Here is a 26,553-nt window from a genome sequence, read left to right on the forward strand (position 1 = left end):
GACTGGAGGCTTCGGTGCCGCTCTTTGCATGGAAATTCGGGGCACGACAGATCCACGCTCAGGAACGAACCGTTCAGCCCTTGTCGAGGGGCAATGCGACGAAGCGGTTGCTGTCGTTGCGGCTTATCTGGACAAGAACCGATTTCCTGCCGGCCTTTTCGGCCTGCGCCATCGCATCGGTGACATCCTTGGCGCTGCCGACTTCTTCGGAATTCACCGCCGTGATGATGTCGCCAGCCTGAATGCCACGGTCTGCCGCATCGCTATCAGGATCGACGTCCGTCACGACAAGCCCCTTGCCGTCATCAGACCGGGTCACTGTCAAGCCAAGATCGGCAAGCGAATCCGTTGGCGTGGCAGGTGCGGACTGATCGTCCGCCGAGGCCTGCTTTTCAGCCTTCGGCAGTTCGCCAAGATTGACCTTTATGGTTTCAGACTTGCCGTCGCGCCAAACCGTGACATCAACCGATTTTCCGGGCGTGTATCCGGCAACCAGCCTTGCGAGTTCCCTTGTCGAATCGACGTTCTTTCCATCCACCTGGGTAATCACGTCGCCTGCCACAATTCCCGCCTTCTTAGCCGGGCCGTCATCTTGCGAGTTGGAAACGAGAGCACCCTTGTCGGAAGGCAGGCCAAGAGACTCGGCTATATCCTTGCCCACCGGCTGGATTTCCACGCCAAGCCAGCCACGGGCTACCGAGCCATCCTTCATCAAGTCCTGTACAACCTGCTTGGCCGTGGAAGCCGGGATCGCAAAGGCGATACCAACGTTACCGCCGGACGGCGAGAAGATCGCGGTGTTGATACCCACAACCCGACCGTTGAGGTCGAATGCCGGGCCACCGGAGTTGCCGCGGTTCACTGCAGCGTCGATCTGGATGAAGTCATCGTATGGACCGGCACCGATGTCGCGGCCACGCGCCGAAATGATGCCTGCCGTCACGGTTCCACCGAGACCGAAAGGATTGCCAACGGCAACCACCCAATCGCCAACGCGAACCGAGGCGTCGTCGGCAAAATCGACATAGGTGAACTTGTCGCCGCTATCGACCTTGAGAACAGCGAGGTCGGTGCGCGGATCGGTTCCGATCAGCTTGGCGTCAAGTTCCTTGCCGTCATTGGTCACGACTGTGAATGCGGTGCCTTCATCGACGACGTGATTGTTCGTCACGAGATACCCGTCTTCAGAAATGAAGAAGCCGGAACCCTGTGCAACCGGCCGGGGTTTGCCGTTGTTGCCACGGCGGTCAAAGCGGCGCGGGTGGTCATTCTGGTCACCGAAACCGCGGAACTCCTTGAAGAAACGGCGCATCGGATGATCGGGCGGAAGATTGTCGAAGCCATCCGGGCCGAATGAAAACCCCGAGCCATCGTCAGCCGCGGGCTGGATCTTTGCCTTCACGCGCACGCTGACCACAGCGGGGGAGACATTGGCCACGACATCGGCGAAGCTTGGAACCTGCGGTGCCTGGACACGGACGGCATCTGCCAGGACCGGCACTGTTCCGGCGGTTACAGCACCGAAGCCAACGGCGCCGGCGATTGCCAGCGATGCGACAGCGGCAGCCAGACCCTTGCGGCTGCGGGAGAAGATTTTGGGAGCGCTAGACATGGATTTCGATCCTCTTTGCAAGAGATGCGCGACGCATCCTCCGAAAGAGAGATAGAGCCCGCTACATTACGGCGCCATTTCCGGTGCATGAAACTTTGGTAATGTGCGAGAGCGCGCAGTGACGTGGCTGAAGTCAGTTGCGGTTCAGGACGTCGTCAAGTGCGTCCTGTTCTTCCTTGCTTAGCCTCGCTGCCTCCACAGGCTGCCTCCTTCTGGACGCGGCGTAGACAAAGACGGCGCCGCCCAGCAGCAAAAGGAAAGGTGCGCCCCACAGCAGCGCATTGCGCAGATCGAAGCGCGGCTTCAGCAGCACGAACTCGCCGTAACGCGAGACAATGTAGTCCATCACCTGTTCGTCGGTATCGCCCGCTGCGAGGCGTTCGCGAACAAGAATGCGTAGGTCGCGGGCAAGATCGGCATCCGAGGCATCGATCGACTGGTTCTGGCAGACCAGGCAGCGCAACCCTTCGGAGAGCGACCGCGCCCGCGCCTCCAGAGCAGGGTCTTTCAGCATCTCGTCCGGCGTTACCGCCTGCACGTGAGATGAGACCAGCAGCGCTAGTCCGAGCCAAAGGCCTGCAAGTGCCAGCCTGCGCATCAGGCCGCATCCGTTGCGGGTGCCGCGCCAACCGGTTTGCGCCGGCGCGACGGGGCACCCACCCTCAGCCGCCGATCCATCAGCGACATCGCACCGCCCGCCATCATCACAAGTCCGCCGCCCCAGATCAGCGTGACGAAGGGCTTCCACCATAGGCGAACCACGAGTGAGCCATCGTCCCCATCGTCACCGATCGAAACATAGAGTTGGCTGAAACCTATCGTCTTGATGCCGGCTTCGGTCGTTGTCGTCTGCCGCACCGGATAGAGCCGCTTGGCCGAGTAGATTTCGCCGACTACGGAATTGGCCGAGTTGAGCAGGGAGAAGTGCGCCCGCTCCTCGTCGAAATTCGGGCCCTTGTATCCGGCAAGACCATCGAAGCGCACCAGCCTGCCGGACACGTCAACCGTTTGGCCAGGCTTCATCGTCAAGATGTGTTCCGTGCCAAAGAAAATCGTGCCCACCAGGCCCAGCACGGTAAAACCCAGCCCCAGATGAGCGAGTGCGGTGCCAAAGACCGAACGCGGCAGGCCGGCAAGACGCCGCACCATTACGGCAGGCGCCACATTGCCGATGCCCGCCTTGATTGCGAGATCGGTCAATGCGCCGAAAACCAGCCAGGCAGCCAACCCCGTGCCAAAGGCCGCCAGCACGGAGGAGCCATCGATCAGGAAGCCCGTGACGAGCGCCACCAAAAGCGACGCTCCAAAAGCGAAAACCAGGCGCTGCGACACCGCCCAGATATCGCCGCGCTTCCAGGCCAGCAGCGGCCCAAACGGAACGATCAGCAAAAGCGGGATCATCAGCGGCACGAAAGTCAGGTCGAAGAACGGTGCGCCGACCGAAATCTTGTCGCCTGATACAGCCTCGATGAACAACGGGTAGAGCGTGCCGATGAAAACGGTGGCGGTCGCCGTGGTCAGGAAAAGATTGTTGAGAACCAACGCCCCTTCTCGCGAGATTGGCTGGAACAGCCCGCCTTGCGTCAGCGACGAGGCGCGCAGTGCAAACAGCGCCAGCGAGCCGCCGATGAACAACAACAATATGCCGAGGATGAAGACGCCACGAGCCGGATCCGTGGCAAAGGCGTGAACGGAGGTGAGCACACCGGACCGCACCAGGAAGGTCCCGAGCAGTGACAGCGAAAACGTCAGGATCGCCAGAAGCAGCGTCCAAATCTTCAACGCCGACCGCTTCTCCATGACGATTGCCGAGTGCAGCAGCGCCGTGCCGGCCAGCCAGGGCATGAACGAGGCGTTTTCGACCGGGTCCCAGAACCAGAAACCTCCCCATCCAAGCTCGTAGTAAGCCCAGTACGATCCCATGGCGATGCCGCCCGTCAGGAACACCCATGCGACCAGCGTCCACGGTCGCACCCAGCGCGCCCAGGCGGCATCTATCCGCCCTTCGATCAAGGCCGCGACGGAGAAAGCAAAGCAGATCGAAAAGCCGACATAGCCCAGATAGAGCAGCGGCGGATGAACGGCGAGGCCGATATCCTGCAACACCGGATTCAGGTCGCGCCCCTCAATCGGCGCAGGCGAAATCCGCATGAACGGGTTCGAGGTGATCAGAATAAACAGAAAGAACGCGGTCCCGACAGCGCCTTGCACGGCCAGCACGTTGGCCTTGAGCGTCGGCGGCAGGTTGCTGCCAAACAGCGCGACGAGCCCACCGAAAAAGGTCAGGATCAGCACCCAGAGCAACATCGAGCCTTCGTGATTGCCCCACACACCGGTGATCTTGAACAAGAATGGTTGCAGCGAGTGCGAATTCTCCCAGACAGTCTGCACCGAGAAATCCGAGCGTGCATAGGCGATCATCAGCACGACGAACGAAAGTGCGGTAAGGGCAAAGCCGGTAAGGGCAACAGGCCCCGCGACCGCCATCATCCGTTCATTGTGGATGCGCGCGCCAATCAAGGGCACCGTTGTCTGCACGAGCGCCAAGGCCAGCGCGAGAACAAGCGAGAAATGGCCAATTTCAACCACGGCGAGACCACCCGCTATTCATTCGTGCTCTCCTGCCAAATGCCCTTGGCCTTCATGCTGTCCGCGACTTCCTTGGGCATATAGTTCTCGTCGTGCTTGGCCAGCACGCTGTCGGCAACGAAGGTGCCATCCGTTCCGAAAGAACCTTCTGTGATCACACCCTGCTCCTCGCGGAAAAGGTCAGGCAAAATGCCGGTATAGGTCACCTTTACGGACTTCTCGGTATCGGTCACCGCAAAGGCGACCGTCGTGCCCTGCCCTCGCTGGATCGTGCCTTTTTCGACAAGGCCGCCAAGGCGGATACGTTGCCCCGGCTGAAGACTAGCTGTCGCCAGGTCGCCGGGCATATAGAAGTACGATGCCTTCTGGCCAAGCGCGTAGAATGTCAGGCCCGTCGCTGCACCGAGAAATGCGAGGCCGCCAACAATCACCGACAGTCTCTTCTGCTTGCGTGTCATCGCTTACTCCGCAACCTCAAGTCCGTTGGAAGAAGCAAAAGCAACGAACTCTTTTGCCTGCTCGCTATCGGGGCCGAAAACCGATACCGCTCTTTTGAGCGCATCCTTGGCCTTATCGGCTTCGCCGATTACAAGATAAGAACGGATGAGTTGCATCCAGCCTTCCGCATCCTTGGGATTTTGCTTCAGCTTCTCGTCAAGACGGGCAACCATGCCGGCGATCATCGATGCCCTGTCTTCGGGAGACATCGCGGCGGCAGCTTCCATCTCGTCTTTGCTCGGCCCGTTCGTCACAGGCGCTTGTGCGCGTGCGAGCGCCTGATCCACTGCGTCCAGCCAGGGCGAGCCCTCCGGCAAACCCGCGCGCATCTTCTGCCAGGTGGCTATCGCTTCATCTTTGCGGCCATCCTGAGCCAGTTCCATGGCCACAAAGAAAGATGCCTTGGAGTTGGCCGGGTCGAGCTTTAACGCTTCATCAAACGCCAATTTCGCCTCAGCCGAAATCTGCCCTCCATCAGCATTTACCAAGGCTTCACCCAGGCCCGACTGGCGCTCTGAAGTTGGCCCCAGCAACTTGATGGCGTTTCGGTAAGCGTTTGCCGCGTCACCAAAACGCTGCATGCGCAGATAGACCGGCGCAAGAACGTCCCAGCCCTGCCCGTCGGTCGGATTTGCGGAAAGATGCGCCTCGGCGCGCGCCACAAGTTCGTCAACCGAGCTTTCAGCCGGATTCTTGACCATCCTCTCGCTAAGCGGTTGCGAGGGAATATCCGGCGACCCAAGGCGGGCATAGGTTCCCCAACTGATCAACGGTACAGCCAGCACCGCCGCAGCGGAAATCAGCCGCAGGTTAGCCGACGCTGATCTCGGTTCCTGCTCGCCGGGCTTTTCTTCACCGCCAAGACGGATAATGCGGCGAGCCACTTCAGCTCGCGCCTGCTCCGCTTCAGTGGGTTGAATCAAGCCACGCGCCAGATCGCGGTCCAGTTCCGAAAGCTGGTCGCGATAAACTTCGAGATCGTGCCGCGAGCCGGCAGTTTCAAGCTTTGGCTTCGCCGCGAGGGGCAGCAACACCGCCAAGCTCGCAACCAGCGTCAAAACAGCGGCAATAACCCAGAATAGCATGGCGTTCTAAATAGCCGTAGTGCGTCGGACTGCCAACACGGGCACGCTGCGACCCTTTGACGAATCTTCGTGATATCAACTTGATCGCCGCATTCGCGGTTGGCTCGCGACCAGATAGCCTTCGTCCTCGCCCAAATCTTTGCCTTGGCGCAACCTAACAAGGCTGCCATCCGGACATTGGGCCAGCGTTCTACGTCAATGGCGTCCAACTGCCATCTGCGTTTCGGCAGGCTGTACCACGAGCCGTCGCCGCCGGTCCGCCGGAGACGACCGTATGGGTATATTGCCGGCAATCCTGAGAACCCACTCGATAGGGCTGTGCTGCGACGACTTCGCCATAGTGGTTGGCCTGGTCGCCTTTCCAGGCCACCGGCTGACCGCCCGCCGTATATTCCAATGCCTTGTATTCCGCTTCCAGACCTTTGCGCCTCTCACCTTCCGAGAGGCCCGACCCGATTGAACCGCTGACCAATCCTCCACCCATGGCGGAAATCACCGTCGTTCCCACCCGACCGCTATTCGAAGCTGCCCCTGTCGTGGCCAAGCCCGTCGAGGCGCCGCCCAGTCCCGTCGTGCCACAGCCTGAAAGCGCAAGCAATCCAACGACAAGCACCATGCGATAGTTCATGCCAGACAGGTCCCCATTGCCGCGCCATCGGATCGCGCATCGCGATAGTTTCGATCTTTGACCGAAGTTTGTCCGAATCGTATCATCTTGACCTACTGGAAGCTTCTTAAAAAGCGCCATTCAGGTCGAAAACAACCTTTGGAAATCCATAGTTACTATATTCGGGCCGATGAACGCCGACTGTAGAAATCGCAATCGGCGCGCCTTTCATAATTGACCGTGAACCTCATTCCACGTTTCTCAGAACGATGCCCGCCTTGAGCCCGCCCAGCGTGGCTCGCTCCAATGCCAGTTTGCCCCCGTATTCGTTGACAAGATCCGCGACGATCGCCAATCCGAGCCCTGTGCCCGGCTTGCTTTCGTCAAGGCGTTTGCCGCGCTTAAGCGCTTCACGCGCCTTGCCTTCTGGAATTCCCGGACCGTCATCTTCAATGTTGATTTCGAAAAGGCTGGCATTTCCTTCTTCGTCCGCAACAAGCCCGACGGAAACTGCCACCACACTCTTTGCCCATTTCATGGCGTTCTCGAGCAGATTACCCAGAACCTCCTCAAGGTCTTCGCGCTCGCCGGCAAAGATAACCTCGTCTTGCGGCAGCGTTAACCGGAGGTCGATGTTCGGATTAAGCTTCTCCATCACGCGGACCATTCTCTGCACCAGCGGCTTGACCGGCGTGCGATAGACGACGCTGTCGCGCTGGGCAGCCATGCGGGCGCGTTGCAGGTAATATTCGACCTGCTGCTGCATGGACGTTGCCTGCTCGGTTATCAGCTTGCCCTTGTCCCCACCAAGCGCACGGCCTTCGTTAAGCAACACGGCAAGCGGCGTTTTCAGCGAATGAGCGAGGTTGCCTACCTGGGTTCGAGATCGCTCGACAATGCGCTTGTTGTTCTCGATCAGTGCATTGGTTTCATTGGCCAGCGGCTCGATTTCAGCCGGAAACCGGCCTCCCAGCCGCTGGGCCGTGCCTTGGCGCACCATTGCCAGCGCGTTGCGGACACGTCGCAGCGGCTGCAATCCGTAGAGGATGGCAATGGCATTGATGGCGATCATGCCGAAACCGAACAGCGACAGATAAGTCAGCAACCGACGTTGAAACGCACTTATCTCCTGTTCGAGTTCCGTCTCGTTACCCATCACGCGGAAGCGGGCGATACGGTTCTTCGCATCCAGCACGAATTCGCTTTCAAAAACCTGCAGCTGCTCGCCATTCAGCCCTTCGGCCAGATATCTGCGCTGGAACTCCGAATCGAATGGAACCTCGGCAACGCTTGGCGAAGGTACGGGTCCGGTCATCGACGATGAGCTGAGGTTGCCGGTCAGTCCGTCGGAAGCAGGCTCCACGGACCAGTACCAGCCGGATTCAGGTTCGGAAAACCTCAAGTCGCCGAGATCAGGCGCCCCTGTCAGAACCCCTGGCTCGGACACGCCGACCGAGCCGATCAGATTGAACAGATGCGCCGAAAGCAGGCTGTCGAAACCACGCTCGCTCGCCTGACGGTAGAGCGTGGTTATCAAAGTGAAGATGACGACCAAGGCAACGACCGCCCAAATAGTCGAGAAGGCTATCACCCGAAACGTCAGCGAGCGCAGCCACACACGCGGCGCGAAACTCCCCGTGCGTGTTGAGGGTGCGCTTGGCGACTTATTGCTCCGGCTCACGGATACGGTAGCCCATGCCACGAACCGTTTCGATCAGGTCCATGCCCATCTTCTTGCGCAAGCGTCCCACGAACACTTCGATCGTGTTGGAATCGCGGTCGAAGTCCTGATCGTAGAGATGCTCGACCAATTCGGTGCGCGACACCACTTCGCCCATGTGATGCATGAGATAGGCCAGCAGCCTGAATTCAAGCGAGGTCAGCTTGAGCGGCACCCCATTGATGTCGGCTTTCGATGCCTTGGTATCCAGCCGCAACGGACCGCAAGTCAGTTCGGACGAGGCATGGCCGGCCGCGCGCCGGATCAACGCCCGCAAGCGCGCCAGCACTTCCTCGATGTGGAAAGGCTTGGCGACATAATCGTCGGCGCCCGCATCGATGCCCGCAACCTTGTCGCTCCAGCGGTCGCGCGCAGTGAGCATCAGCACCGGCGTCTTTTTGCCATCACGCCGCCAGCGCTCGACGACGCTGATACCGTCCATCTGCGGAAGGCCGATATCGAGGATGACAGCGTCATATGGCTCGGTATCGCCCAGAAAATGGCCTTCCTCGCCATCATAGGCCCGATCGACCACATAGCCGGCGTCAATCAGGGCGTCGGAGATTTGCCTGTTCAGGTCCTTGTCATCTTCGACGACGAGTACACGCATATGACCGGTCCCTTTCGATCAAAGGCCAGTTAGCCGAAATCACGGCCAGCTATAGGGCGATTCCAAAACCATTGAAACGTGCGGCCGCTCAACCCTGAGGCACCACGATTTCCGTGCGGCGCGGGCGCTGCCCGTCCTTGCCGGGGATCAGCACGACGATAACGCAGACCGACTGGCCGCCCCTGTTCGCTTCCGAGGCCTTGGCCAGCGTTCCTCCAGCCTGTGCGGCGACCTGCTGGCCGATGGAGTAGCAATCGGCGGCAACCTTGACGACGGGGCTTTCCAGCTGAGGCGCGGCTACCGGCAACGCAATCGCCTCGGAAATCCCAAGTGCGGATGCGCAAATCACCGGCAGAACCGATCTCAAGAGGTGACGAAACTTTTTCATGCTCGACGTCCTAACCAATTGCGGCTGAACGCGGAATGAACACCATGCTTATTCAACATTTTCCCCCACCCGGCTTGGCAAATGCGTGCCAGAAACGGCATGGCTCCCGCCCAGCCATGCCGTGAGCCAATCCTAGCCTATTCGCTCCTTGGCAGACAACCTGCCGAAGACGGCGATCAGGCCGGAAATCGCACTGACAGCCTGAAGAAGGGTGTCGGCGAGCGCCGATCCATCCAAGCCGTCAAGTGGCAGGCCCGTCAGGCCGGCAGCGCCGGTCAATATGGTCACGATCGACGCCCAGATCGTACGCGAAAGATACCATGGTTTTATCGCGATCATTGCGCGGCTCCTTTGCTTGTGTCGATGGTCGATTTCAGATGAGCACAAGGCGCGCGGTGGCGGGGATTCCCCACCCGACCGAGGTGCTCAGTTGCCTAACGGTGATGTCCAGCGTGGGCGGCAAGACGGCGAAATCCGAAGCGATATCGGCTGCAGGATAGAGCCATTGTTGCTGGCCAACCGTCACTGTGCGCACCACGGGACCGCCTGGCCCCGCGATTTCCAGCCTGTATTCTTCGCGCTCCTCGCCCAGCGGGATTTCTGCGGCATCCCAGCTATCCGCCCCGATGCGGCCACGCCTTACCCACGACAGCAGCACATCTCCGGCAGACCGACTTGCCCGCAAATGAACCGGCGAAAGCGGCAATTGCGCCCGTAGCCCTCCGATTTGCCGGCTCGTCACGAATTGAAGACCGGATATATCCGAACCGGACGGGCCGACCCGCCAGTTGAGCTCAAGACCCACCTCTCCCGGCAAAAGCCCTGCGGGAACAACGCCATCGTCTAGAATGACGAAATCGGCTTCGGCAGCGGAACCTACAGCCATCGCGTCGCCGGTGCCTAGCTGCCCCCTGAGCAAGCCTGTCAAGCGCCACTGCTGCGGCGCAATCTCCTCGGCCTGTTGAAATTGCAGGATTTCCCAAGCCCCGGATAGAGATCGAACCGCCGCCGCATTCGCCCCGTTCAGCAACTGCAACAGGCTGACGCTTGAAACCTCGGCGTCGAAAAGCTCGACCGCTACAGACTTCGCGCTGGAAATCCGCCCCTCGACGCCGGGTGCCAACGGTTCGAGCAAACGGCCCAGCATCGCTGGCCGCAAGACCAGCCCTCTTGGCGCGAAGCCGGTCAATTCCGGGGATGTAAACAGGATCTGGCTGCGCCACGGCTTTTGCCATACCGCGACACGAAACTGCTCGGCAGGCGTGCCCTCTCCCACACCGCTCGGTAGGTCGAGAAACACCGCATGCGGTTGGCCAGCGGACACCAGCGCAGCTGCCGGTGGCTGGCTCAGCACACTGCGCCAGGGGCTCGGCGCCGCAAAGGCAATCTGCCGCGCAGACACCCGTCGCACGAGGCCGTCCTCGACGCCCGTCACCAGGAAGTCCGAACTGCTCCCTGAGCCCGGCAATCTCACGACCGCACCCGGAACGATGTCCGCATTCGGCTGTGCAACGGAAAAACTCACAGCCTCGCGCTGATACCAGGCCCGCTGCAGCCAGTCCTCGATCAGGGCGCTCGCCTGTCCGCTCTCGATCACGCCCGGAAATACGATCGTCCGTTGCCGTCTGCCAACCGCACCTAGCCGCCGCGTCCTGGCTGTACCGGCCTGATATTCCGCCATCGGATCGGTAAACGTCAGCAACGCCTCGGCCGGAAACTCGTGATCCGGATTGCGAACCGTCTCGACCAGCGGCACCCCTTCTTCGCTCGCCAACTCATTTACTTCGATGACCCCCGAGCGCCCTGCGCCTGCCTTTTCGAAAGCAAGCCCATCCGGCGTCTCGATCACGGCAAGGTCGAAGAGGTCGACCAGCGGTTCCAGCGCGGCCCGCACCGAAGAGGGATCGGCCACGACATAGCCGTGGACCATTCCCTCGACGCCTTCGACCAATGCCGGCGGCTGGCCGTGATCGGCCAGGATGGCATTCACCAGCGAAGCCAGGTCCGGGCTTGCCAGCCGCCCGTTCAGCCAGTGGCCCGAAAACCAGTTCGCACCGTCCGACCACAAATCGGTCCGCTGCGGAAAAGCCGGAAACGGCCTTGCATCCCAAGCCCAAAGATATATCCGCTCCGGGTCGAGCATGTTGCCGCCATACACGTTCGAAACCGGATTGCCGGCTTCGTTGAAACCCAATGTCGCAGGGTCCCAATGCGCCATATGCGCTTCGATCAGGCTGCGCTGGGCATGGTCAGAACGACCGCCATTGGAAAAGTAGGGCGATCCGCTTTCCGCCGATTTCGGGTCGGGAAACATGTTTGGCTGGTTCGGTCCCTTGTCCACCGCCGGCGCGCCGACCTCTGTCAGCCAGATGGGCTTGCCCCGTGCCACCCAAGCAGTTGGCGTCGCGGCCTCGACCCCACCGATCCGGTCGAAATGCGCGTTCGACCACCAGTTGACGATGTCCTTGTAACGAAACACCCAGGGCTTGCCGTAGGCACCGTCGGTGATCGGCGAACGCTGCCGCGCCGCGCGGGCCTCATCGCTCTCATAGTACCAGTCGAACCCCTCGCCGGAATTTATCGCTGCCTTCAGGCCCGCCGGGTCATACGGCCCGGCAAAACCGTCCGGGCTGCCACCGGCATAGTCTCCATCGCGCCAATCCGAAAGCGGCATGTAGTTGTCGATGCCAACCGCATCGATCGCCGGATGCGCCCATAGCGGATCGAGATGGAACAGCACATCGCCTGAGCCATCCGCCGGTTGGTAGCCGAAATACTCGCTCCAGTCGGCGCCGTAGGTAAGGCGCACCGCTGGCCCCAGAACAGCCCGCACATCAGCGGCAAGCGCCGCCAGTTGGCCGACGAACGGGAAGGTCCCTTCATCGTCGCGCACCGTGGTCAGGCCGCGCAACTCGCTGCCAAGCAGGAACGCTTCGACGCCACCCGCTTTCAGCGCAAGACGCGCATAGTGAAGGATGAAACGGCGGTAGCCCCAATCACTTGGCGTTCCGGAAAACAAGACCGTATCGCCGCCATCTGCAAACTGGGATGGCAGCGCAGCGCCGCAAAACGACGCGACCTGTGTCCGCGCAGTTCCAGTCTTGTCGGCTGTCCCTGCTTGCAAAGGTGCGGGATCGCAACTGATGCGCCCCCGCCACGGATAGCTTGGCTGGCTCGAACCGCCATAAGGGTCCGGCAATCCATTGCCATCGGCAATATCCATCATGACGAAGGGGTAAAGCGTCACGCCAAATCCGCGCGCCTTGATCTCGGCAATGGCGTCGAGCACGCTGCGATCCGAGGGCGTACCGCCATAGGCAGCGCCGCCGTCATGTTGCGAGACCACCATCGCGCCTTGTCTGGCCGTCCCCGACACCAGCCAGTTGCTCGACAGCCCGCCGCCATTGCTCGTGATCACTGCCGGCCGGATTCGGCAATGCCCGGCGCGCAGATCGTCGCCGAACCATGTCACCACCAGCGCAATGTGCTTCAGGTTCGGGCATGTCATTTGCAATTCGTCGAGCGAGGCCGCGATATCGGTGCCGGCGAAAAGCACGTTGCGGTTGAGCGCCTGCTGTTCTCCCGGTCGCTTCTGGCGCGTCACCAGCTTCGGTGAAAGGCCGTACTCGGTTGCGCCAGGCAACAGCGCCACCGACTTGACCGCCGTGCGCAGCTTGCCCACCGGGCGGATCACTTCGAATTGCAGTTGCGGGATACGGTTGCCAAAGCTGCCGATATCCAGCCGGTCGACCACGACATAGGCCACGCCGCGATAGGCAGGCGTATTGCCCTCGCCCTGCTTGGCTTCGATGAGCGGATCGGCCGGCTGATCTTCGCTGCCGCGATAGATCCTGAACTCGACAGTTTCCCGGTCGATTTCCCGTCCGTCTGCCCACACACGCCGGATGCCGGCGATCTCCCCTTCGCACAGCAGGAACGCGGCATTGGCGTAGTACGAAAATTCCGTGACCTTCGGCCCCAGCTTGCCTTGCCGCCTTGTCGTGCGGCTTTCTTCGAAACGGGTCGCCCAGATCAGCGTGCCACCGAGCCTCGCGGTGCCATAGAGGCGCGGGATCGCAGCCCCTTCCTCGGCGCTGAATGGCCGCGCATTGGCCAATCGCGGACCCTCGATCCGCTGCGTGCCGTTGATCAGCGCGCGGTTGATTGCATAGCCGGCCAGGGCGCCGACAGCAGAGCCCACAGCACCACCGACCGAACCAAGAAAGCCGCCCAAATAGGCGCCCGCCGCCTGCAGCAAGATTGTCGCCATGAAATGCTCCGGCGTAGGAAGTTCAAGAATTTGGAAAGACGAACACGCCCGCAAGACGCCGTCGCCACTGCGAGACCAGCGCAGACTTCACCACCGATCCACCGCCCTGGTAGGCGTGGACGAAATGGCTTTGGCTCAGCGCGATGCCCGCGTGCTTGGCCGGCAAATGCGGCCGCCAGCGAAATACCAGCACGTCACCGGCAGCAAATGCACCCAGCGGCTTGGGCTTGAGATTACGCCCTGCTCCGAGAAGCAGCCGCTCTTCTCCACTCGCTTCCGCCCAGTCGGGCGCATAGTCGGCCGGCACTTCGAGTTCATCGCCATAAAGCGAACGCCAAACACCTCGGATCAGGCCGAGGCAATCGCAACCCACGCCCTTGCTGTACGCCTGATGCCGATATGGCGTTCCCAACCAGGATAACGCTTCCGCAACGATTTCGTCTGCCTCCGGTCGCGCACCAATGGTTTTTGCCACGTTCATGGCACCACCGGGCCGCCGTCGAAATTGCCGCCATCGGAGACATAGGCGTAGGCTGCATCGTTTCCCGGCAGGTGTGGAAAGCCACGGAAATTCAAAGCATTGGCAAACTTGGCCTTGCATGTCGCAAAGCTGTGGTCGCAGCCGGCCACGACCTTGAATGCATCGCCTGTCTGAACTGTCGGCCCGAATATGGGTTGCAGAACCAGCAACACCACATCGCCGTCACGCCTATGGTCAACGATGCGCTCGGCACGCCCCGTCCGCGCTCCGCTCGTCCATGTCAGCGCACCGAATGAAAACCATCCCGTCTCGAACCCGGCCAGACCGGACACACGAAGTTCCTCGGCCGCATCGAACCCTGCCACCTCGCCCAGCCCGTTGAAAGCCGGCTGGTCGAGCAGAACACGACAGCGCGCATCGCCCAGTTCCGCGTCGCATTTTCGCGTCACATAACGCCCGTTCGACTGATCCAGTTGATGCGCCGGGCTTTCAAGTTCGGCAACGAAACTGCCATCGCGACGAGTTATCTTGCCGATTGTCGCAACCTTGATGCGGGCGAACTTCTCCGGCTGCCGCCAATTGACAAGATAGGTCTCGACCTTCGCGCCATCATAGACGCCAAAGGCGATGTCCTCGTCCGTGATGCGTTCGGACGACAATACGCCCTCCACGTCCAAGGTATCGACGGAAAGGCCAAGTGACTGGCGCGCCTCGCTGGAACTGAGGCCACTTTCCGGTTCGAACAACGTGCCATCCACGAACAATTTACGGTCGTGATCCGTAAAGCCCAGCGTTGCGTCGTCCTTCCTGGTCAGCCGCCAGCAATGGCATATGCTCGTCACGTCGCGGTTGAAATGGTCAGCAAGTTCCTGCGGATAGTCGGTCATAGCTGAACCTCGACAAGAGGGATCGACGGAATTTGCCCGGCTTTGAAAGCCTTGAGGCTGATGGCGATCCGCTCGGTGTCGAAGCGAACCGGAACATCGAACTCGAAACCGGCTGTAACCCGCTGACCAGCGCCCGGCTTGGCGGCTTCGGTGAAAACGACTTCGCCCGTCGTTTGATCGAACGAAAAGTCCGCAGCGGGGCGCTCCAGGCCGGCCACTGCCACGCGCAGCGTTGCTGCAACCGGCTTCCTGATCGACCGCTGATAGGCGTCGGCGCCCGAGCCGTACACTTTGACAAGTGCAAAGCGTGAAACCGTGCCATCTCCGAAGCCAAGCGATTGGTCCATGGCTGAGGGTGCCAGTGCTGGCGCACAGGACTTCATCTCGAACGGATCGCGAAAACGGAAAGCGTGCAGCGAGCCGCGCCGCGCCTCGAAGAAGGCGATCACTTCCTGCAAATCGTCCAGCGACCGCAGCCCTGTGCCGGCGTCATAGTGGCGGCGTGAATTCGCGAAGCGGCTGTTACGCTTTTCCCGTCCCGAAGTCAGAGAAATGATCTCGTTGCGCCGCTCCGGTCCCCCCGTCGCGCCGAACGACACGCCGAGAGGAAAAAGAACGTCATGGAAGCTTGCCAGATCCGACACCATTCACCTCAAAATGTTCGTGTTCCGCGCGATACCGCCCGCGCCAGCATGCCGGTTATCTGCGCCTCGGATTTGCGGAAGGACGCCGCATCCTGCGCCTTGACGTTGAACACTACATTGACCGGCGTACTTCCCGCCGAAGCGGCAACCCCAAGGCTGCCATCGGCGCCGCGTCTTAGCGGCAGGATCGCTTCGCTGCCGGCTTCGCCCATCAGGCCAAGCTGGCCGCCCATCGGGAAATAGGTCGGTGCCGAAACCACGCCGCCCGAGGCAAATGGAATTGGCGCACCCGTCACCCCGCCTTTCGCGAAGGGCAGCGCTCCTGCCAATCCGCCGAACAGGTTGGCAAACAGCGACCCGGCCAGGTTCGTCAGCGGCTTCAACCCTTGCGACAGCGCCATCCCTGCCAGGTTGAGGCCCAGCCTGCGCAGCACGTCATCAAGCTGCCTGCCATTTACGGTCGCGCCCTTGAGCGCGCCCGCCAGTTGATCGCCGAAGCTTCCGGACAGCTTTTCAAGATTTGCCAGTGCAGCCTGAAAGGGCGCGGTATCCGCCCTGATCGCCACGACCACGTCTTCAGCCAAGACCCGCCTCCTTGCTTAAATTGTCCGGAAATATGCGCATCAGTCTGGCCATATCCGCCCGCGCAGGCGCCACGACCCGCTTTGAAAAGGGTCGGGCCGCCCGCTCGAACTCGATCGGCGTCATCGCCCAGAATGCGCTTGGTGAAAGCCGCAGCAGACCGAAGCCAACCGCCATGACCTCGTCCCAGGGAAAGGCTGCCCGGCCCGCTGCGGCTGCTAGGGGTTTGCGGGCCGATCCTTGGCGGAGCCTGCCCCAAATGTCGTTGTCAGAAGTTCGGTCACGATGGCGGCGAACCCTGCTGCGCCGTCTGCTGTCTGCATCGTCTTGACCGCCTCGTCGCTGACGTCATCGCCCGCGCCGCGCAGGCCGGCGCCAATGATCCGTATCATGTCCAGCGCCGAAAGCCGGCCTGTCGAGAAGCGCTCCACCAGCATGCCAAGATCATCGGCAGCATAGGCCGCCTCAAGCTCGGCCAATGCGCCAAGCGTCAGGCAAAGCCTGACCTGCCTGCCATCGAGTTCAGCGGATATTTCGCCTCGGCGTCTGTTGGCGCTCATGGCGTCACCGCAAACGTAACGGGCCCGGCAGATTCGAGCGCCATTTCGAACGTTACCTCGCCATCATGCGCGCCGGTATATTCCAGCGACGTGATCTGGAACGCACCGGTCACGACGCCGAAGTCGGGTACTGCCATCTGCCAGTTACCGATCTCGCCGGCGAAGAAGCGCGTGCGGATCAATGCGTCGGATTGGGCATCCTTGAATATGCCGGAGCCGCTGACGGCGGCTCGCTGCACACCGCTTCCGGCCAGCAATTCGCGCCACCGTCCGGCAGAATCCGCGTCGGTGACGTCAACCGTCTCGCTGTTGAAGGCGATGCGCTTGGAGCGCAAACCCGCAACGGTGACGAATGTGCCCAGCCCATCGGAATCGATCTTGAGAAGAAGGTCCTTGCCCTTCTGTGCGACCATGTCGGTCTCCTTGTCCGGAAATTGAAAATGATCCGCGCGCGCGGATCACGCGGATCAGATGTCTTCGATCACGGCGCGGAAGCGCAGCAGCCCGTGGTAGACGGCCTGCTCCTCGTCGAAGAGCACTTCTGCGAACTCGAAACGGAAATTGACGAGATGATGCGCGCCGAGTTCGAGCGGTGCCTGATCGAGCCTGGCGCGCATCGCGGCCATGATGTCGAACGCTTCCTTCTTGCCCTTGGCCTTCGACCAGATGTGCAGCGTGCAAAGCTGCTCGGTGCCGCTTTCCGTACCGGTGCTCCAGTCGAAAATGCTGGTCCGCCCAAAGGTCACATAGGGAAACGCCGTCTTGTCCGGCGCCAGGTCGAACACATTCTGTCCGCCCAGAAGGGCAGTCAGCGTTGCATCGTCATTGAGTTCGAAAAACAGCGCCTTTTGCAGGTCAGCGGCTGCGGAGTTCATCGCCTGCTCCTTCCGCCCGGTCACCATCGATCCCAAAGCGAGCCGACGGCTCCACGGGCGGGATATCGCGGCTGCCAGCGTAGCCGTTTTCGGTGCTTTCGGCGAGGTCGTGGGCCTTCCAGCGCAAGGCGCGAACCAGCCCGTCCAGCGTTATCGCCATGGTCAGGTTCATGCGCCTTTCTCCCTCACCCTGCACACCAGATAACGTCCGCTTTCATCGGGATCGTGAACCGTGAGGATATCGAACAACCGCGCATGCCGCCTGAACCGCATGCCGCTTGCCACGCCGTCCCGATGTCGAAGCGTGATGCGGTGCGTCACCGTTTCAAGCGTCTGGTCAGCGCCGAACCTGCTTTGCGCCGCCAGCGGCTCGATCCGCGCGAACACCGTTGCCACTTCGGCCCAGCTCTCGGAAAAGCCGCCGAGATCATCGGCGACGCGCGCCGCTATTTCCAACGCCAGCTCGGTGCGCAAAACACCCGGATTGAGGAACGTCGCCTGCATCAGAGCCTCCGCAGGCGATAGCCGGCAATCAGCCGCTCATAACCGGCGGGGTAGCCCACCGGCTGGTCGTTCGGCCCGAAGCTCGCCCTGAATTCGTACCAATGCGCGACGAGAAGCACGAGGGCGCGGCGCAACAGGTCCGGCACATCGGTTCCCGCCTCGCCGAAGCCTGCCTTGAAGTCCACCTCGATGCCGTTCATGGCGCGCAGCGCCTTCGGTACCGCCTCGAAATGCAGCCGCGCCGGCCTCGACACCGTATCCGCCTGATAGCTCGCCGGATCGACCTGCGAAGCCTCGCCCTCGGTGCCATATGAGGTCACCGACGTAATCGTCTTCACCGGATGCAGCGCAATAGTGATCGACCCATTGGCCGGCCATTCGTCCAACACCAGCCGCCAGTCCTGGTCGATCAGCGCCAGGCCGGTCGCACGTTCGACCTCTTCGCGGGCGGCGCGGATCAGGCCGCCCAGAAGTTCATCCTCCGACGCGTGGTCGAGGCGCAGATGCGCCTTCACCTCGGCCAGCGTCACGGGTTCGACCGCCGGAGCGACGGTTCGCATCAATGTCATTCGATTGCCTTGTGGAGCGAGGGGGAAAAGTTGTGGCCCCGGCGCGTGATACCGGGGCCGCTTCGTGCACTTGCCAGCGCGGCCCAAACCGCGCCGCCTATGCTCAGACGGTGCCGAACTTGAGCAGCTTGATCGCGTCGAAGTCCTGCACGCCGCCGCCCACGCGCTTGGTGGTGTAGAACAGCACATAGGGCTTAGCGGAGTAGGGATCGCGCAGCACCCTGACGCCTGCGCGGTCGACCACCAGGTAGCCGCGCCCGAAATCGCCGAAGGCGACCGGCGTCGCATCGTTGCCGATGTCGGGCATATCCTCGGCCTCGACCAGAGGAAAGCCCATCAGCATGGCCTTCTGGCCGGGCGCCGCCGGCGGTTGCCACAGATAGTTGCCGTCGCCGTCCTTCAGCTTGCGGATCGCCGCCTGCGTCTTGCGGTTCATCACCCAGTTGGCGTTTTGCCGATAGCCCGCCTTCAGCGCATAGATCGTGTCGATCAGAACGTCCGAAGCGTCCTCCGCCGGCAGCGCGCCGGCCACCCCTGTCAGCGTGTAGCCAACCTTGCCCCATTCCCAGGCACTTTCGGCAACCTTGTCGTAGCTCAGGAAACCTTTCGGCTTGCTGTTGCCGTCGCCAGAGACAAAGGCCGCGCCCTCCTGCTCGGCGAAAGCCGCCTCGACCTCGCTCGAAATCCACTGGTCGAGATCGACCACCGCATCTTCCAGCAAGGACGCCGTCGCTGCCGGCATGGCGTAAAGCTCCATGGTCGGAAACTGCAGTTCGGCCAGCGTCGCCGTATTGGTCTGCGGGCGCGCCGCCGTCTCGGCCACCCAGCCGACCGCGGGGCCGCTCACCGAAAACGGCTTCTTCAGCACCGCCGCCGAAACCTGCCGCACCGAAGCGATCGCGCGGATCGGCGACAGCGTCGAAAGCCGCTTGCCGATTTCCGTTTCGGTCTCGGGCGGCACCAGATAGCCGCCATCCTGGCCCGACCCGTAGGACATCGCCTTGGCATCGAGCGAGCGCAGCAAGCGGTCGTCGCCCTGGCGCATATAGGCCTCGAACGCGCTCTTATGCTCAGACGGCGCTGGCTGCCCGTCGCGGCCCAGCACTGGCCGCATCTTCTTCAGGGCAAGGGTGTCGATGGCCCGCTTCTGCTCGTCCAGCGCGCGCGAAATGCGCTCCACCTTCTCGGTGGTCAGCACATCGGCGCCCAGGCGTCCTTCCAGTTCCGCCAGCTTTTCGTCATTGCTCTCCTTGAAGGATTCGAACGTGGTCATGAAGTCACCGAAGGCATCCTTCAGGTCGAGATAGTCGCCGCTGGCCGATTTCGTTTCGATCGGCTCAGGGCTCTCAAATGCGTTCATATGGACAGTCCTCTTTTGTTGATGATGCGTGTGAATGCGCGGATGCGCATGGCGAGGTCCTTCGGAGATCCCGGAGTGACATCCACCGTGCGCACGAGGCTTTCGAAGCCCTTGGTCATGACCGTGCGCGCGTCATTCCTGGAAAGCCCGGCATCGCGCCGCAGCCAGGTTTCGAATTCCTTGAGAGTGGGCAGCAACCGGTTGCGCCTGCCCTTCACCGTTTCGATCCGTGCGCCGGGAAGCATGGGAAAAGTCACCACCGAGATTTCCCAAAGATCGGCCTCGAATATACGCCGCACGCCGTTCGCTACGTCACGCCGCGTCTTGATCGCCTTGAAGCCGATCGACAGTCCATCCAGCGCGCCGCTGCGCATCAGGCTCAGCACTTCGCGGGCGCGGCCCACATCGCTGTTAAGCCGCCCGCGCACGAACAGGCCGCGCTGGTCTTCCCTGATTTCGGTCCAAACCCCTATCGGCTCGTTCGGATCATGCTGGAACAGCATGCGAATGCCTGACGCCTTGCGCCTCAGCAGCGAATTGGAAAACGCGCCCCGCTCGACCACGTCCTTGCCGAGATCGACCCGGCCAAACAGGCTGGCATAGCCTGAGAAAGTGCCATCATGCTCGACATCCCCCAGCACGGCATCGACGAACTTGCGATCGCATCTTCTTGCCAAGGCGTCAGCGCTCATCGGCCGTCTCCTGTTCATTCGCACCTTTTTGCGTCGCCTGAATTGGCCCGGGCGGCCAGCTCTGGACAAATGCCCGCATGATGAAGCCCAGCGCCCACCACGCGCACAGGCTGGCGGCAGCCGAGCCCATCAACATCAGTTCGAGCGAGCCGATCGCATTTGCGATGCCGAGTTCCGTCGCCACCTTCAGTCCGGCGCTGCCGCCGAAAACCAGCCCGCACACCACGCCGACCGCAAAGCGCGTCGCCGCCTCGCGGCGTCCGTGCGGCAAAATGTAAGCCAGCGAAATCGCCGAACCCGCGATGGCGCCGGCACCCTTGGCTACCCACAGCCAGGTGTCGTCGTTCATGTTCGTCCGCTCCAATCGTGAAAAGTGAGGGGGTTAGGGGGATAGGGCAGTAAGGCAGTAGGTGTTTAGGTGCGGGGCAGGAAGCGGGACGAACCCGAGACGGCGGAAGCCCGCGCGGTCACCGACACCACCTCTTTCCCCTACTGCCCTACTGCCCTACTGCCCTATTCCCTGCCCCTTGGCTGATACCCCACCGCCTCGCGCTTCTCGTCCTCGGTCAGGAAGGAAGCCGCTTCCAAGCGCGTCCACAGCGCGTCGCGGTCACCGCTCAGACCATCGATACGGTCCGCGTCGAACCACAGCCGCAGTCCGTCACCGAAGACTGGCCCGAGCCACGCCGAGAGGTCCTTTGCCGTGCGCGCCACCAATGGCAGCACCGTCAGCCGGTAAAAGGCGCGGTTCGCTTCCTGGTAGTTGGCATAGGTGTTGTCGCCCGGAATGCCGAGCAGCATTGGCGGCACCCCGAAAGCCAGGGCAATGTCGCGGCTTGCCGAATGCTTCGCCTCGACGAAATCCATGTCCTTCGGCGTCAGCCCCATAGCCTTCCAATCGAGCCCGCCTTCCAGCAGCAGTGGCCGCCCCGCGCGTGTCGGGCCGGAATATCCCTGTTCCAGTTCGGCTTTCAGCCGGTCGAACTGTTCGTCGGTCAGGTTGCCGCCTTCCTTGGGCGCATAGACCAGCGCGCCTGAGGGCCGTGCCGAATTGTCGAGCAGCGCCTTGTTCCAGCGCCCCGCCGCATTGTGCGTGTCGAGCGCCATCGACGCTGCCTCCAGCGGAGGGAACCCGTAGTGATCCTCCAGCGGATGAAACAGCGTCAGGTGTGCCGCCCCACCCTGTTCACCCAATCCCAGGGCAACGCGGCGGCGCGAACTTCCTTCGCGATGGTCGAGCGCAATTGGCCAGCCGCTCGCATCGGTCGCGACCGACACCCTGTCGGGACGCAGAAGATGCAGTTCACGCGCGCCCTCGCCCAGATCGATGAGTTCGACATAGGCGTTGCCGGCCAAAAGCAGGTGGCCGTAAAGCGCCTCCAGAAAGGTCGCGCCAGCCTGCCGCTGGTTGGGCCGTTCCAGCAGCGCCAGCAGCGGATGTTCCACCAGTTCGGCAGCACCGCTGTAGAGCAGCCACGGCACGGTCGAGGCGGCTTCCGAAACCAGTCTCACCGCGCGGTGTACGATCGGGTTGCGCATGAAACCTTCACGCGCCAGCGTCGCATAATCGCGCCGCGTCCAATGCGCCTCGCCCTGCTGGTGGAGGGCGATGAAGCCGCCGCCGCCGCCGCTCTTGGTTTCCACGCGCACGCCGTCACTCCCCGCAGCGCGAGGCCAGGGCCATTTCCAAGCCATTGCAAATCCTATGTTATTCCGATTTCGGATATGGGGCGGTCGATTTCTCAGATGAAGTCGCGTATTCGCGGCCTCACTACCCGACCCGACATCAACTCGGTCACAGCCCACACCAGTGCGTCCATCCGGTCCGGCGAGCGGCCATTGGACAGCCCGTTCGGCCCGAAGTCGCACATCTCGTCTTCAAGTTCTGCGAAGCGCTCCGCATGGCGGACTTTGCCTTGCTGGTAAAGTGCCGCGACCGGTTCGGCCCTGAGCCACTTGCCGCGCTGCGCCCGCACCGGTTTGACCGGCACTTCCGCGTCAACGGTCCGGATCACGGATGTCGCCATCTCGCCACCCTGGTTCACCTCGACCACAAGGCAATCAGCCTGCAACCTGTGAAAAAGAGCAACCGCCCTTTGAGCCCATTCCTGCGGCTTTGCCGCACTCACGGTCGCATCGGCAATCACCACCGCGCAGCCGTCATCATCCAATCCCGCCGCGACGATGCCGCAGGCATCGGACGTCTTGCGCGAGCTTGCCGGCGGATCGACTGCAACGACGATCCGGCGCAACTCCAAAACGCCGCCGGTCTGCGCCTGTTCGATCATCTGGCGCGACCAAAGGGCATCTTCACGGTCCTCGATCAGTTCGCCGTCAAGTTCCTGCCGCCCGAGCCGGCTGCCTCCGTAACGGCTCTTCACCGCTTTCAAAAAACCGGCGGCGAGGTTTTTCGCATTGTCCTCGGTCCTCAGCCGGGTCACCGCCACAGACGGATCGCCCAGCAGGCTTTTCAGCAGAGGCAGCGGCTTCGGCGTCGTCGTGATCAACTGGCGCGGCTGCTCCCCCAGCCTCAGCCCAAACTGCAGCATGTCCCAGCAGGCCTGAAGGTTCTTCCATTTGACGAACTCATCCAGCCAAGCCGCTTCGAATTGTGGCCCGCGCAAGCTTTCCGGGTCTTCCGAGGAGAATACCTGCGCCACCGCGCCATTGTCCCACAGCAATCGCCGCCGGCTCACTTCGAAACGCGGGCGGCTGCCGCGTGCAATCGTCCTTATCCCGGAAGGCCCGTCGATCATCACCTCGCGCACATCGGAAAAAGTCTCGCCGACAAGTGCGATGGTTCGGTATTTCCAATCGGCAAAGGGGCGCAACCCCCGGACGAGGCCGTTTACCCATTCTGCGCCCAGCCGCGTTTTGCCGGCACCGCGCCCGCCCATCACCAGCCAGGTGCCAAGCATCCGATGGCAGCGGTACTGTTCCGGCAGCGCCCGGCCGACCCATTCGCCCAGAAGCCGCTCAGTCCACCGCGGCTCGATGTTGCTGGCCGACCAGCCGTTCTGCATGTGCCTCAGCCAGTTCGACGATCCTGTCATCGAGCTTTTCAAGCCTTGCTGCGAGTTCTGCATCGTCCGTCGCCCCGCTCTCCGTCACCTGCTCCTTCTTCAAGAGTTCGGAGCGTTCCGCTGTCCGAACCATCGACCACAAGGCGTCGATCTGCGTCTTGTTGAGCTTGCCGCCATTGGTCTCCACTTCGCTGACCATCTCGGCCAATTGGCGGGCGACGAAATCGCCGAGCGGTATGGGATGGAGTTCGCCATCATCCGCCTCCACCAACAGCCGCGCAGGCTCGACCGCTGCCGGCCTGGCATGATCGCGCCAATTCTCTCGCGCAATGCTGCTCTGGAAGTCCTGCTTGTCCCAGTTCTCGCGCGAAGCACGCTCCTTCACCGTGGCCGGATGCAAGTCTGCGGCTGCGGCGAGGAGCGGAAATGTCGGCGGCTCGCCTTCGCGCAAGGCGCGAATGGCCGCCCAGCGTTCGACGCTGACAGGCTGAACCATGATCCATATCTCCGAATAAAAAGACCCGCTCGACGCCACCGTTCTTCCGACATGAGGAAGCGACGCGAGCCAAGGCGAGCCGACAAAAATGGGAATGAAAGAAGCCGGAAGATCACACTTTTCCGACGATACAAACATCCTATCAAAGCACCGCCACGGTGTCAAGAATAAATTCCTATAATTTTTTCCTACCTCGATTTTGTAACGGTTAAGTCTCTTGTCGGCATGATAGGAATAGGTGAAAAGACGACAGGCTCGGCAGTCGAGGCCGAGCCACAATCAGGCAATGTCGTAGATGGTCAGTCCCTTGAAGCCGAAAAAGAGACGGGGCGCGATTGCCGCATTCCTGCTGGCTGTCGATGCGTGGCTCGATTCGTCCCTTTACGAGATCCGTTTCAAGGCTGCCGAATTCTGGGAATCGGCCACCATCTTCTTCCGCCGCTTCCGCGTGAAGGGCTGGCGGCGCGGCGTCATCGAAGTCTTGAGCGAAGGTTTCACGATGGGCGCCGGCGGGGCCGTGGTCATGCTTGCGCTCGCTCTGCCCGCCTTTCAGGAAACGGGCGGTGATTGGCGCGCGCAGGACGACTTCGCCGTCATGTTCCTTGACCGCTATGGCAACGAGATCGGCCAGCGCGGCATCATCCAGCGCGATTCAGTGCCGGTCGACCAGATGCCCGATCATGTCATCAAGGCGGTGCTCGCTACCGAGGACCGGCGCTTCTTCGATCACTACGGCATCGACTTCCTCGGCCTGATGCGCGCCATGACCGAGAACGTTCGCGCCAATTCGGTCGTGCAGGGCGGCTCCAGCATCACCCAGCAGCTGGCGAAGAACCTGTTCCTGTCGAACGAGCGCACGCTTGAGCGCAAGGTCAAGGAAGCCTTCCTCTCGCTCTGGCTGGAAGCCAACTTGTCGAAGAAGGAAATCCTCCAGCTTTATCTCGACCGGTCCTACATGGGCGGCGGGACTTTCGGCATCGAGGCGGCGGCCGATTTCTACTTCGGCAAGAGCGTCAAGGATTTGACCCTCGCCGAAGCCGCGATGCTCGCCGGCCTGTTCAAGGCGCCGACCAAATACGCCCCGCACATCAACCTGCCGGAAGCACGTGCCCGCGCCAACGTCGTCTTGTCCAATCTGGTCGACAGCGGCTTCATGACCGAAGGCCAGGTGCTGCAGGCCCGCCGCCATCCCGCCGACGTCGTTGATCGCGGCGACCGCAAGAGCCCCGACTACTACCTCGACTGGGCCTTCGAGGAAGTAAAACGTCTTGCCATGAAATCGGGCCAGCACTCGCTCGTCGCCCACACCACCTACGACCCCAATATCCAGCAAGCCGCTGAAGAATCACTGGAATTTCACCTGCGCCAGTTCGGCAAGGACTACCATGCCTCGCAAGGCGCCATCGTCGTCATAGAGACCAACGGCGCGGTCCGGGCTATCGTCGGCGGCCGCGACTACGGTGTCAGCCAGTTCAACCGCGCCACCAAGGCGCTCCGGCAGCCCGGCTCCTCGTTCAAGGTCTATGTCTATGCAACTGCTATGGAAAACGGCCTGACGCCCGACTCCATCGTCTCCGGCGCGCCGGTCAGTTGGGGCAGTTGGCATCCGGGCAACTATAACGGCGCATCCGCCGGCACCATGACGCTGACAACCGCGCTGGTGAAGTCGATCAACACCGTTCCCGTGCGCCTTGCCAAGGAAAAGCTCGGCATCCCGCCGATCAAGGCGATGGCCGAGGCGATGGGCGTCGAGTCACCGCTGGAGTCCCACAAGACCATGGTTCTCGGCACTTCCGGCATGACGGTGATGGATCAGGCCACCGGCTACAGTGTGTTTGCACAGAACGGCATGGTCGGAAGCCGGCACGGCATCACCCAACTCGTGACCCACACCGGCGAGGCCATCTATGACTTCGCCAAGGACGCGACGCCGCCCCACCGCGTCCTGTCGGAACAGGCGCTCAAATACATGAATTCCATGCTTGTCCAGGTGCCTGTCATCGGCACTGCGCGGCGCGCCGCCCTGCCCGGCATCGTCTCCGGCGGCAAGACCGGCACCAGCCAATCCTACCGCGATGCGTGGTATGTCGGCTTCACCGGCAACTATACCGCCGCGGTGTGGCTCGGCAACGACGACTACAGCCCGACCAAGAATATGACCGGCGGTTCGCTGCCAGCGATGATCTGGCAGCGGCTGATGGTCTACGCGCATCAAAATATAGACCTGAAACCGATACCGGGGATAGATCACCCGTTTGTCGATCTGGAAACAGCAACAAAGGCAGAGGAAGCCGAAAAGCAGACAGCTCAGGACGCCACGGACAAAGCAGCGGCCGAGCGGCCTCCCGTCCTTTCCAGCCGTACCACGCATGTATTGCGTGACATGAATGTGCAGTTCCGTTCCGCACCGCCGTTGCAACCGGCAACCGAGCCTGAAACCTTATCCGCACTTTAGAACAAGGCATGAAGGCTTCGTTGTTGTGCTTGCCTTCGCAACCGCC

Annotated in this window: 29 protein-coding genes; 1 reads left to right on the plus strand and 28 read right to left on the minus strand. The window is 61.8% G+C overall.

Annotation, left to right across the window (positions count from 1 at the left end; all coding sequences use genetic code 11):
• Positions 1-73: 73 nt before the first annotated feature.
• The 28 genes from ASD50_RS20420 to ASD50_RS20555 all read right to left on the minus strand — a co-directional run bounded on the left by ASD50_RS20420 (position 74) and on the right by ASD50_RS20555 (position 24,052).
• Positions 74-1,612 carry a Do family serine endopeptidase gene (locus tag ASD50_RS20420; RefSeq protein WP_056245527.1) on the minus strand — a complete coding sequence of 513 codons (1,539 nt, stop codon included), beginning with the start codon at positions 1,610-1,612 and terminating at the stop codon, positions 74-76.
• Positions 1,613-1,745: 133 nt separating this feature from the next.
• Positions 1,746-2,213 (minus strand): cytochrome c-type biogenesis protein, encoded by a 468-nt coding sequence (locus ASD50_RS20425; protein ID WP_244484600.1) that lies wholly within the window; start codon positions 2,211-2,213, stop codon positions 1,746-1,748.
• Positions 2,210-4,201, minus strand: a complete 1,992-nt coding sequence (locus tag ASD50_RS20430) for a heme lyase CcmF/NrfE family subunit (protein WP_056245532.1) — start codon at positions 4,199-4,201, stop codon at positions 2,210-2,212. Before ASD50_RS20430 ends, ASD50_RS20425 begins: the two co-directional genes overlap by 4 nt.
• A gap of 14 nt (positions 4,202-4,215) precedes the next feature.
• On the minus strand, positions 4,216-4,659 hold the full coding sequence (gene ccmE, locus ASD50_RS20435; protein WP_056245537.1) for a cytochrome c maturation protein CcmE: 444 nt from the start codon (positions 4,657-4,659) through the stop codon (positions 4,216-4,218).
• A gap of 3 nt (positions 4,660-4,662) precedes the next feature.
• Positions 4,663-5,784, minus strand: coding sequence for a c-type cytochrome biogenesis protein CcmI (gene ccmI / locus ASD50_RS24345; protein ID WP_056245540.1), 1,122 nt, complete (start codon positions 5,782-5,784; stop codon positions 4,663-4,665).
• Positions 5,785-5,974: 190 nt separating this feature from the next.
• A complete protein-coding gene (locus tag ASD50_RS20445) occupies positions 5,975-6,412 on the minus strand; it encodes a hypothetical protein (protein ID WP_056245542.1) in 438 nt (145 codons plus the stop codon).
• 226 nt (positions 6,413-6,638) lie between these two features.
• Positions 6,639-8,072, minus strand: coding sequence for an ATP-binding protein (locus tag ASD50_RS20450; RefSeq protein ID WP_056245544.1), 1,434 nt, complete (start codon positions 8,070-8,072; stop codon positions 6,639-6,641).
• Positions 8,056-8,721, minus strand: coding sequence for a response regulator transcription factor (locus tag ASD50_RS20455; RefSeq protein WP_056245547.1), 666 nt, complete (start codon positions 8,719-8,721; stop codon positions 8,056-8,058). The genes ASD50_RS20450 and ASD50_RS20455 overlap by 17 nt, the downstream gene beginning before the upstream one ends.
• Positions 8,722-8,809: 88 nt before the next feature.
• A complete protein-coding gene (locus ASD50_RS20460) occupies positions 8,810-9,109 on the minus strand; it encodes a hypothetical protein (protein WP_056245550.1) in 300 nt (99 codons plus the stop codon).
• 132 nt (positions 9,110-9,241) lie between these two features.
• On the minus strand, positions 9,242-9,448 hold the full coding sequence (locus ASD50_RS20465; RefSeq protein ID WP_056245552.1) for a hypothetical protein: 207 nt from the start codon (positions 9,446-9,448) through the stop codon (positions 9,242-9,244).
• 34 nt (positions 9,449-9,482) lie between these two features.
• On the minus strand, positions 9,483-13,379 hold the full coding sequence (locus ASD50_RS20470) for a glycoside hydrolase/phage tail family protein (protein WP_056245553.1): 3,897 nt from the start codon (positions 13,377-13,379) through the stop codon (positions 9,483-9,485).
• A 22-nt stretch (positions 13,380-13,401) separates the two neighbouring features.
• Positions 13,402-13,860, minus strand: a complete 459-nt coding sequence (locus tag ASD50_RS20475) for an NlpC/P60 family protein (RefSeq protein WP_056245555.1) — start codon at positions 13,858-13,860, stop codon at positions 13,402-13,404.
• Positions 13,857-14,747, minus strand: a complete 891-nt coding sequence (locus ASD50_RS20480; RefSeq protein ID WP_056245559.1) for a DUF2163 domain-containing protein — start codon at positions 14,745-14,747, stop codon at positions 13,857-13,859. Before ASD50_RS20480 ends, ASD50_RS20475 begins: the two co-directional genes overlap by 4 nt.
• Positions 14,744-15,382: a DUF2460 domain-containing protein gene (locus ASD50_RS20485; protein WP_244484602.1), complete on the minus strand. Its 639-nt coding sequence runs from the start codon at positions 15,380-15,382 to the stop codon at positions 14,744-14,746. Before ASD50_RS20485 ends, ASD50_RS20480 begins: the two co-directional genes overlap by 4 nt.
• 17 nt (positions 15,383-15,399) lie before the next feature.
• A complete protein-coding gene (locus ASD50_RS20490; protein WP_056245565.1) occupies positions 15,400-15,975 on the minus strand; it encodes a phage tail tape measure protein in 576 nt (191 codons plus the stop codon).
• The gene (locus tag ASD50_RS20495) at positions 15,968-16,150 is read right to left on the minus strand and encodes a phage tail assembly chaperone (RefSeq protein ID WP_056245568.1); all 183 of its coding nucleotides are present in this window, start codon (positions 16,148-16,150) and stop codon (positions 15,968-15,970) included. Before ASD50_RS20495 ends, ASD50_RS20490 begins: the two co-directional genes overlap by 8 nt.
• Before the next feature lie 41 nt (positions 16,151-16,191).
• Entirely contained in the window at positions 16,192-16,533 is a 342-nt protein-coding gene (locus tag ASD50_RS20500; protein ID WP_056245571.1) for a gene transfer agent family protein, read from the minus strand.
• Positions 16,530-16,946: a phage major tail protein, TP901-1 family gene (locus tag ASD50_RS20505; protein WP_056245574.1), complete on the minus strand. Its 417-nt coding sequence runs from the start codon at positions 16,944-16,946 to the stop codon at positions 16,530-16,532. Before ASD50_RS20505 ends, ASD50_RS20500 begins: the two co-directional genes overlap by 4 nt.
• A gap of 54 nt (positions 16,947-17,000) precedes the next feature.
• Positions 17,001-17,408, minus strand: a complete 408-nt coding sequence (locus ASD50_RS20510) for a DUF3168 domain-containing protein (RefSeq protein WP_056245577.1) — start codon at positions 17,406-17,408, stop codon at positions 17,001-17,003.
• Positions 17,389-17,580 (minus strand): hypothetical protein, encoded by a 192-nt coding sequence (locus ASD50_RS20515; RefSeq protein ID WP_056245581.1) that lies wholly within the window; start codon positions 17,578-17,580, stop codon positions 17,389-17,391. Before ASD50_RS20515 ends, ASD50_RS20510 begins: the two co-directional genes overlap by 20 nt.
• Entirely contained in the window at positions 17,577-17,912 is a 336-nt protein-coding gene (locus tag ASD50_RS20520) for a phage head closure protein (RefSeq protein ID WP_056245585.1), read from the minus strand. Before ASD50_RS20520 ends, ASD50_RS20515 begins: the two co-directional genes overlap by 4 nt.
• A complete protein-coding gene (locus tag ASD50_RS20525; protein ID WP_056245588.1) occupies positions 17,912-18,481 on the minus strand; it encodes a head-tail connector protein in 570 nt (189 codons plus the stop codon). The genes ASD50_RS20520 and ASD50_RS20525 overlap by 1 nt, the downstream gene beginning before the upstream one ends.
• 103 nt (positions 18,482-18,584) lie before the next feature.
• The gene (locus ASD50_RS20530) at positions 18,585-19,841 is read right to left on the minus strand and encodes a phage major capsid protein (RefSeq protein ID WP_056245591.1); all 1,257 of its coding nucleotides are present in this window, start codon (positions 19,839-19,841) and stop codon (positions 18,585-18,587) included.
• Positions 19,838-20,533 carry an HK97 family phage prohead protease gene (locus ASD50_RS20535; protein WP_056245593.1) on the minus strand — a complete coding sequence of 232 codons (696 nt, stop codon included), beginning with the start codon at positions 20,531-20,533 and terminating at the stop codon, positions 19,838-19,840. Before ASD50_RS20535 ends, ASD50_RS20530 begins: the two co-directional genes overlap by 4 nt.
• Positions 20,523-20,882, minus strand: a complete 360-nt coding sequence (locus ASD50_RS20540) for a DUF6107 family protein (RefSeq protein ID WP_056245596.1) — start codon at positions 20,880-20,882, stop codon at positions 20,523-20,525. Before ASD50_RS20540 ends, ASD50_RS20535 begins: the two co-directional genes overlap by 11 nt.
• A gap of 164 nt (positions 20,883-21,046) precedes the next feature.
• Positions 21,047-22,228, minus strand: a complete 1,182-nt coding sequence (locus ASD50_RS20545; RefSeq protein WP_056245599.1) for a phage portal protein — start codon at positions 22,226-22,228, stop codon at positions 21,047-21,049.
• A 47-nt stretch (positions 22,229-22,275) separates the two neighbouring features.
• Positions 22,276-23,556 (minus strand): DNA-packaging protein, encoded by a 1,281-nt coding sequence (locus tag ASD50_RS20550; protein ID WP_056245603.1) that lies wholly within the window; start codon positions 23,554-23,556, stop codon positions 22,276-22,278.
• Positions 23,510-24,052 (minus strand): hypothetical protein, encoded by a 543-nt coding sequence (locus tag ASD50_RS20555; protein WP_156465197.1) that lies wholly within the window; start codon positions 24,050-24,052, stop codon positions 23,510-23,512. The genes ASD50_RS20550 and ASD50_RS20555 overlap by 47 nt, the downstream gene beginning before the upstream one ends.
• A gap of 295 nt (positions 24,053-24,347) precedes the next feature.
• Between ASD50_RS20555 and ASD50_RS20560 the strand changes: the two genes are divergently transcribed.
• Positions 24,348-26,507, plus strand: a complete 2,160-nt coding sequence (locus ASD50_RS20560; protein WP_056245611.1) for a transglycosylase domain-containing protein — start codon at positions 24,348-24,350, stop codon at positions 26,505-26,507.
• Positions 26,508-26,553 lie beyond the last annotated feature (46 nt).

The organism is Mesorhizobium sp. Root552 (assembly GCF_001427285.1).
In the GTDB taxonomy this organism is placed as follows: Bacteria; Pseudomonadota; Alphaproteobacteria; order Rhizobiales; family Rhizobiaceae; genus Mesorhizobium.

Coding starts and splice junctions, on each gene's coding strand:
- ASD50_RS20420 (WP_056245527.1), bottom strand. CDS start 1,612: ATGTCTAGCGCTCCCAAAATCTTCTCCCGCAGCCGCAAGGGTCTGGCT.
- ccmE (WP_056245537.1), bottom strand. CDS start 4,659: ATGACACGCAAGCAGAAGAGACTGTCGGTGATTGTTGGCGGCCTCGCA.
- ccmI (WP_056245540.1), bottom strand. CDS start 5,784: ATGCTATTCTGGGTTATTGCCGCTGTTTTGACGCTGGTTGCGAGCTTG.
- ASD50_RS20445 (WP_056245542.1), bottom strand. CDS start 6,412: ATGAACTATCGCATGGTGCTTGTCGTTGGATTGCTTGCGCTTTCAGGC.
- ASD50_RS20455 (WP_056245547.1), bottom strand. CDS start 8,721: ATGCGTGTACTCGTCGTCGAAGATGACAAGGACCTGAACAGGCAAATC.
- ASD50_RS20460 (WP_056245550.1), bottom strand. CDS start 9,109: ATGAAAAAGTTTCGTCACCTCTTGAGATCGGTTCTGCCGGTGATTTGC.
- ASD50_RS20465 (WP_056245552.1), bottom strand. CDS start 9,448: ATGATCGCGATAAAACCATGGTATCTTTCGCGTACGATCTGGGCGTCG.
- ASD50_RS20470 (WP_056245553.1), bottom strand. CDS start 13,379: ATGGCGACAATCTTGCTGCAGGCGGCGGGCGCCTATTTGGGCGGCTTT.
- ASD50_RS20475 (WP_056245555.1), bottom strand. CDS start 13,860: ATGAACGTGGCAAAAACCATTGGTGCGCGACCGGAGGCAGACGAAATC.
- ASD50_RS20480 (WP_056245559.1), bottom strand. CDS start 14,747: ATGACCGACTATCCGCAGGAACTTGCTGACCATTTCAACCGCGACGTG.
- ASD50_RS20495 (WP_056245568.1), bottom strand. CDS start 16,150: ATGGCGGTTGGCTTCGGTCTGCTGCGGCTTTCACCAAGCGCATTCTGG.
- ASD50_RS20500 (WP_056245571.1), bottom strand. CDS start 16,533: ATGAGCGCCAACAGACGCCGAGGCGAAATATCCGCTGAACTCGATGGC.
- ASD50_RS20505 (WP_056245574.1), bottom strand. CDS start 16,946: ATGGTCGCACAGAAGGGCAAGGACCTTCTTCTCAAGATCGATTCCGAT.
- ASD50_RS20510 (WP_056245577.1), bottom strand. CDS start 17,408: ATGAACTCCGCAGCCGCTGACCTGCAAAAGGCGCTGTTTTTCGAACTC.
- ASD50_RS20515 (WP_056245581.1), bottom strand. CDS start 17,580: ATGAACCTGACCATGGCGATAACGCTGGACGGGCTGGTTCGCGCCTTG.
- ASD50_RS20520 (WP_056245585.1), bottom strand. CDS start 17,912: ATGCAGGCGACGTTCCTCAATCCGGGTGTTTTGCGCACCGAGCTGGCG.
- ASD50_RS20525 (WP_056245588.1), bottom strand. CDS start 18,481: ATGACATTGATGCGAACCGTCGCTCCGGCGGTCGAACCCGTGACGCTG.
- ASD50_RS20530 (WP_056245591.1), bottom strand. CDS start 19,841: ATGAACGCATTTGAGAGCCCTGAGCCGATCGAAACGAAATCGGCCAGC.
- ASD50_RS20535 (WP_056245593.1), bottom strand. CDS start 20,533: ATGAGCGCTGACGCCTTGGCAAGAAGATGCGATCGCAAGTTCGTCGAT.
- ASD50_RS20540 (WP_056245596.1), bottom strand. CDS start 20,882: ATGAACGACGACACCTGGCTGTGGGTAGCCAAGGGTGCCGGCGCCATC.
- ASD50_RS20545 (WP_056245599.1), bottom strand. CDS start 22,228: ATGGCTTGGAAATGGCCCTGGCCTCGCGCTGCGGGGAGTGACGGCGTG.
- ASD50_RS20550 (WP_056245603.1), bottom strand. CDS start 23,556: ATGCAGAACGGCTGGTCGGCCAGCAACATCGAGCCGCGGTGGACTGAG.
- ASD50_RS20555 (WP_156465197.1), bottom strand. CDS start 24,052: ATGGTTCAGCCTGTCAGCGTCGAACGCTGGGCGGCCATTCGCGCCTTG.
- ASD50_RS20560 (WP_056245611.1), top strand. CDS start 24,348: ATGGTCAGTCCCTTGAAGCCGAAAAAGAGACGGGGCGCGATTGCCGCA.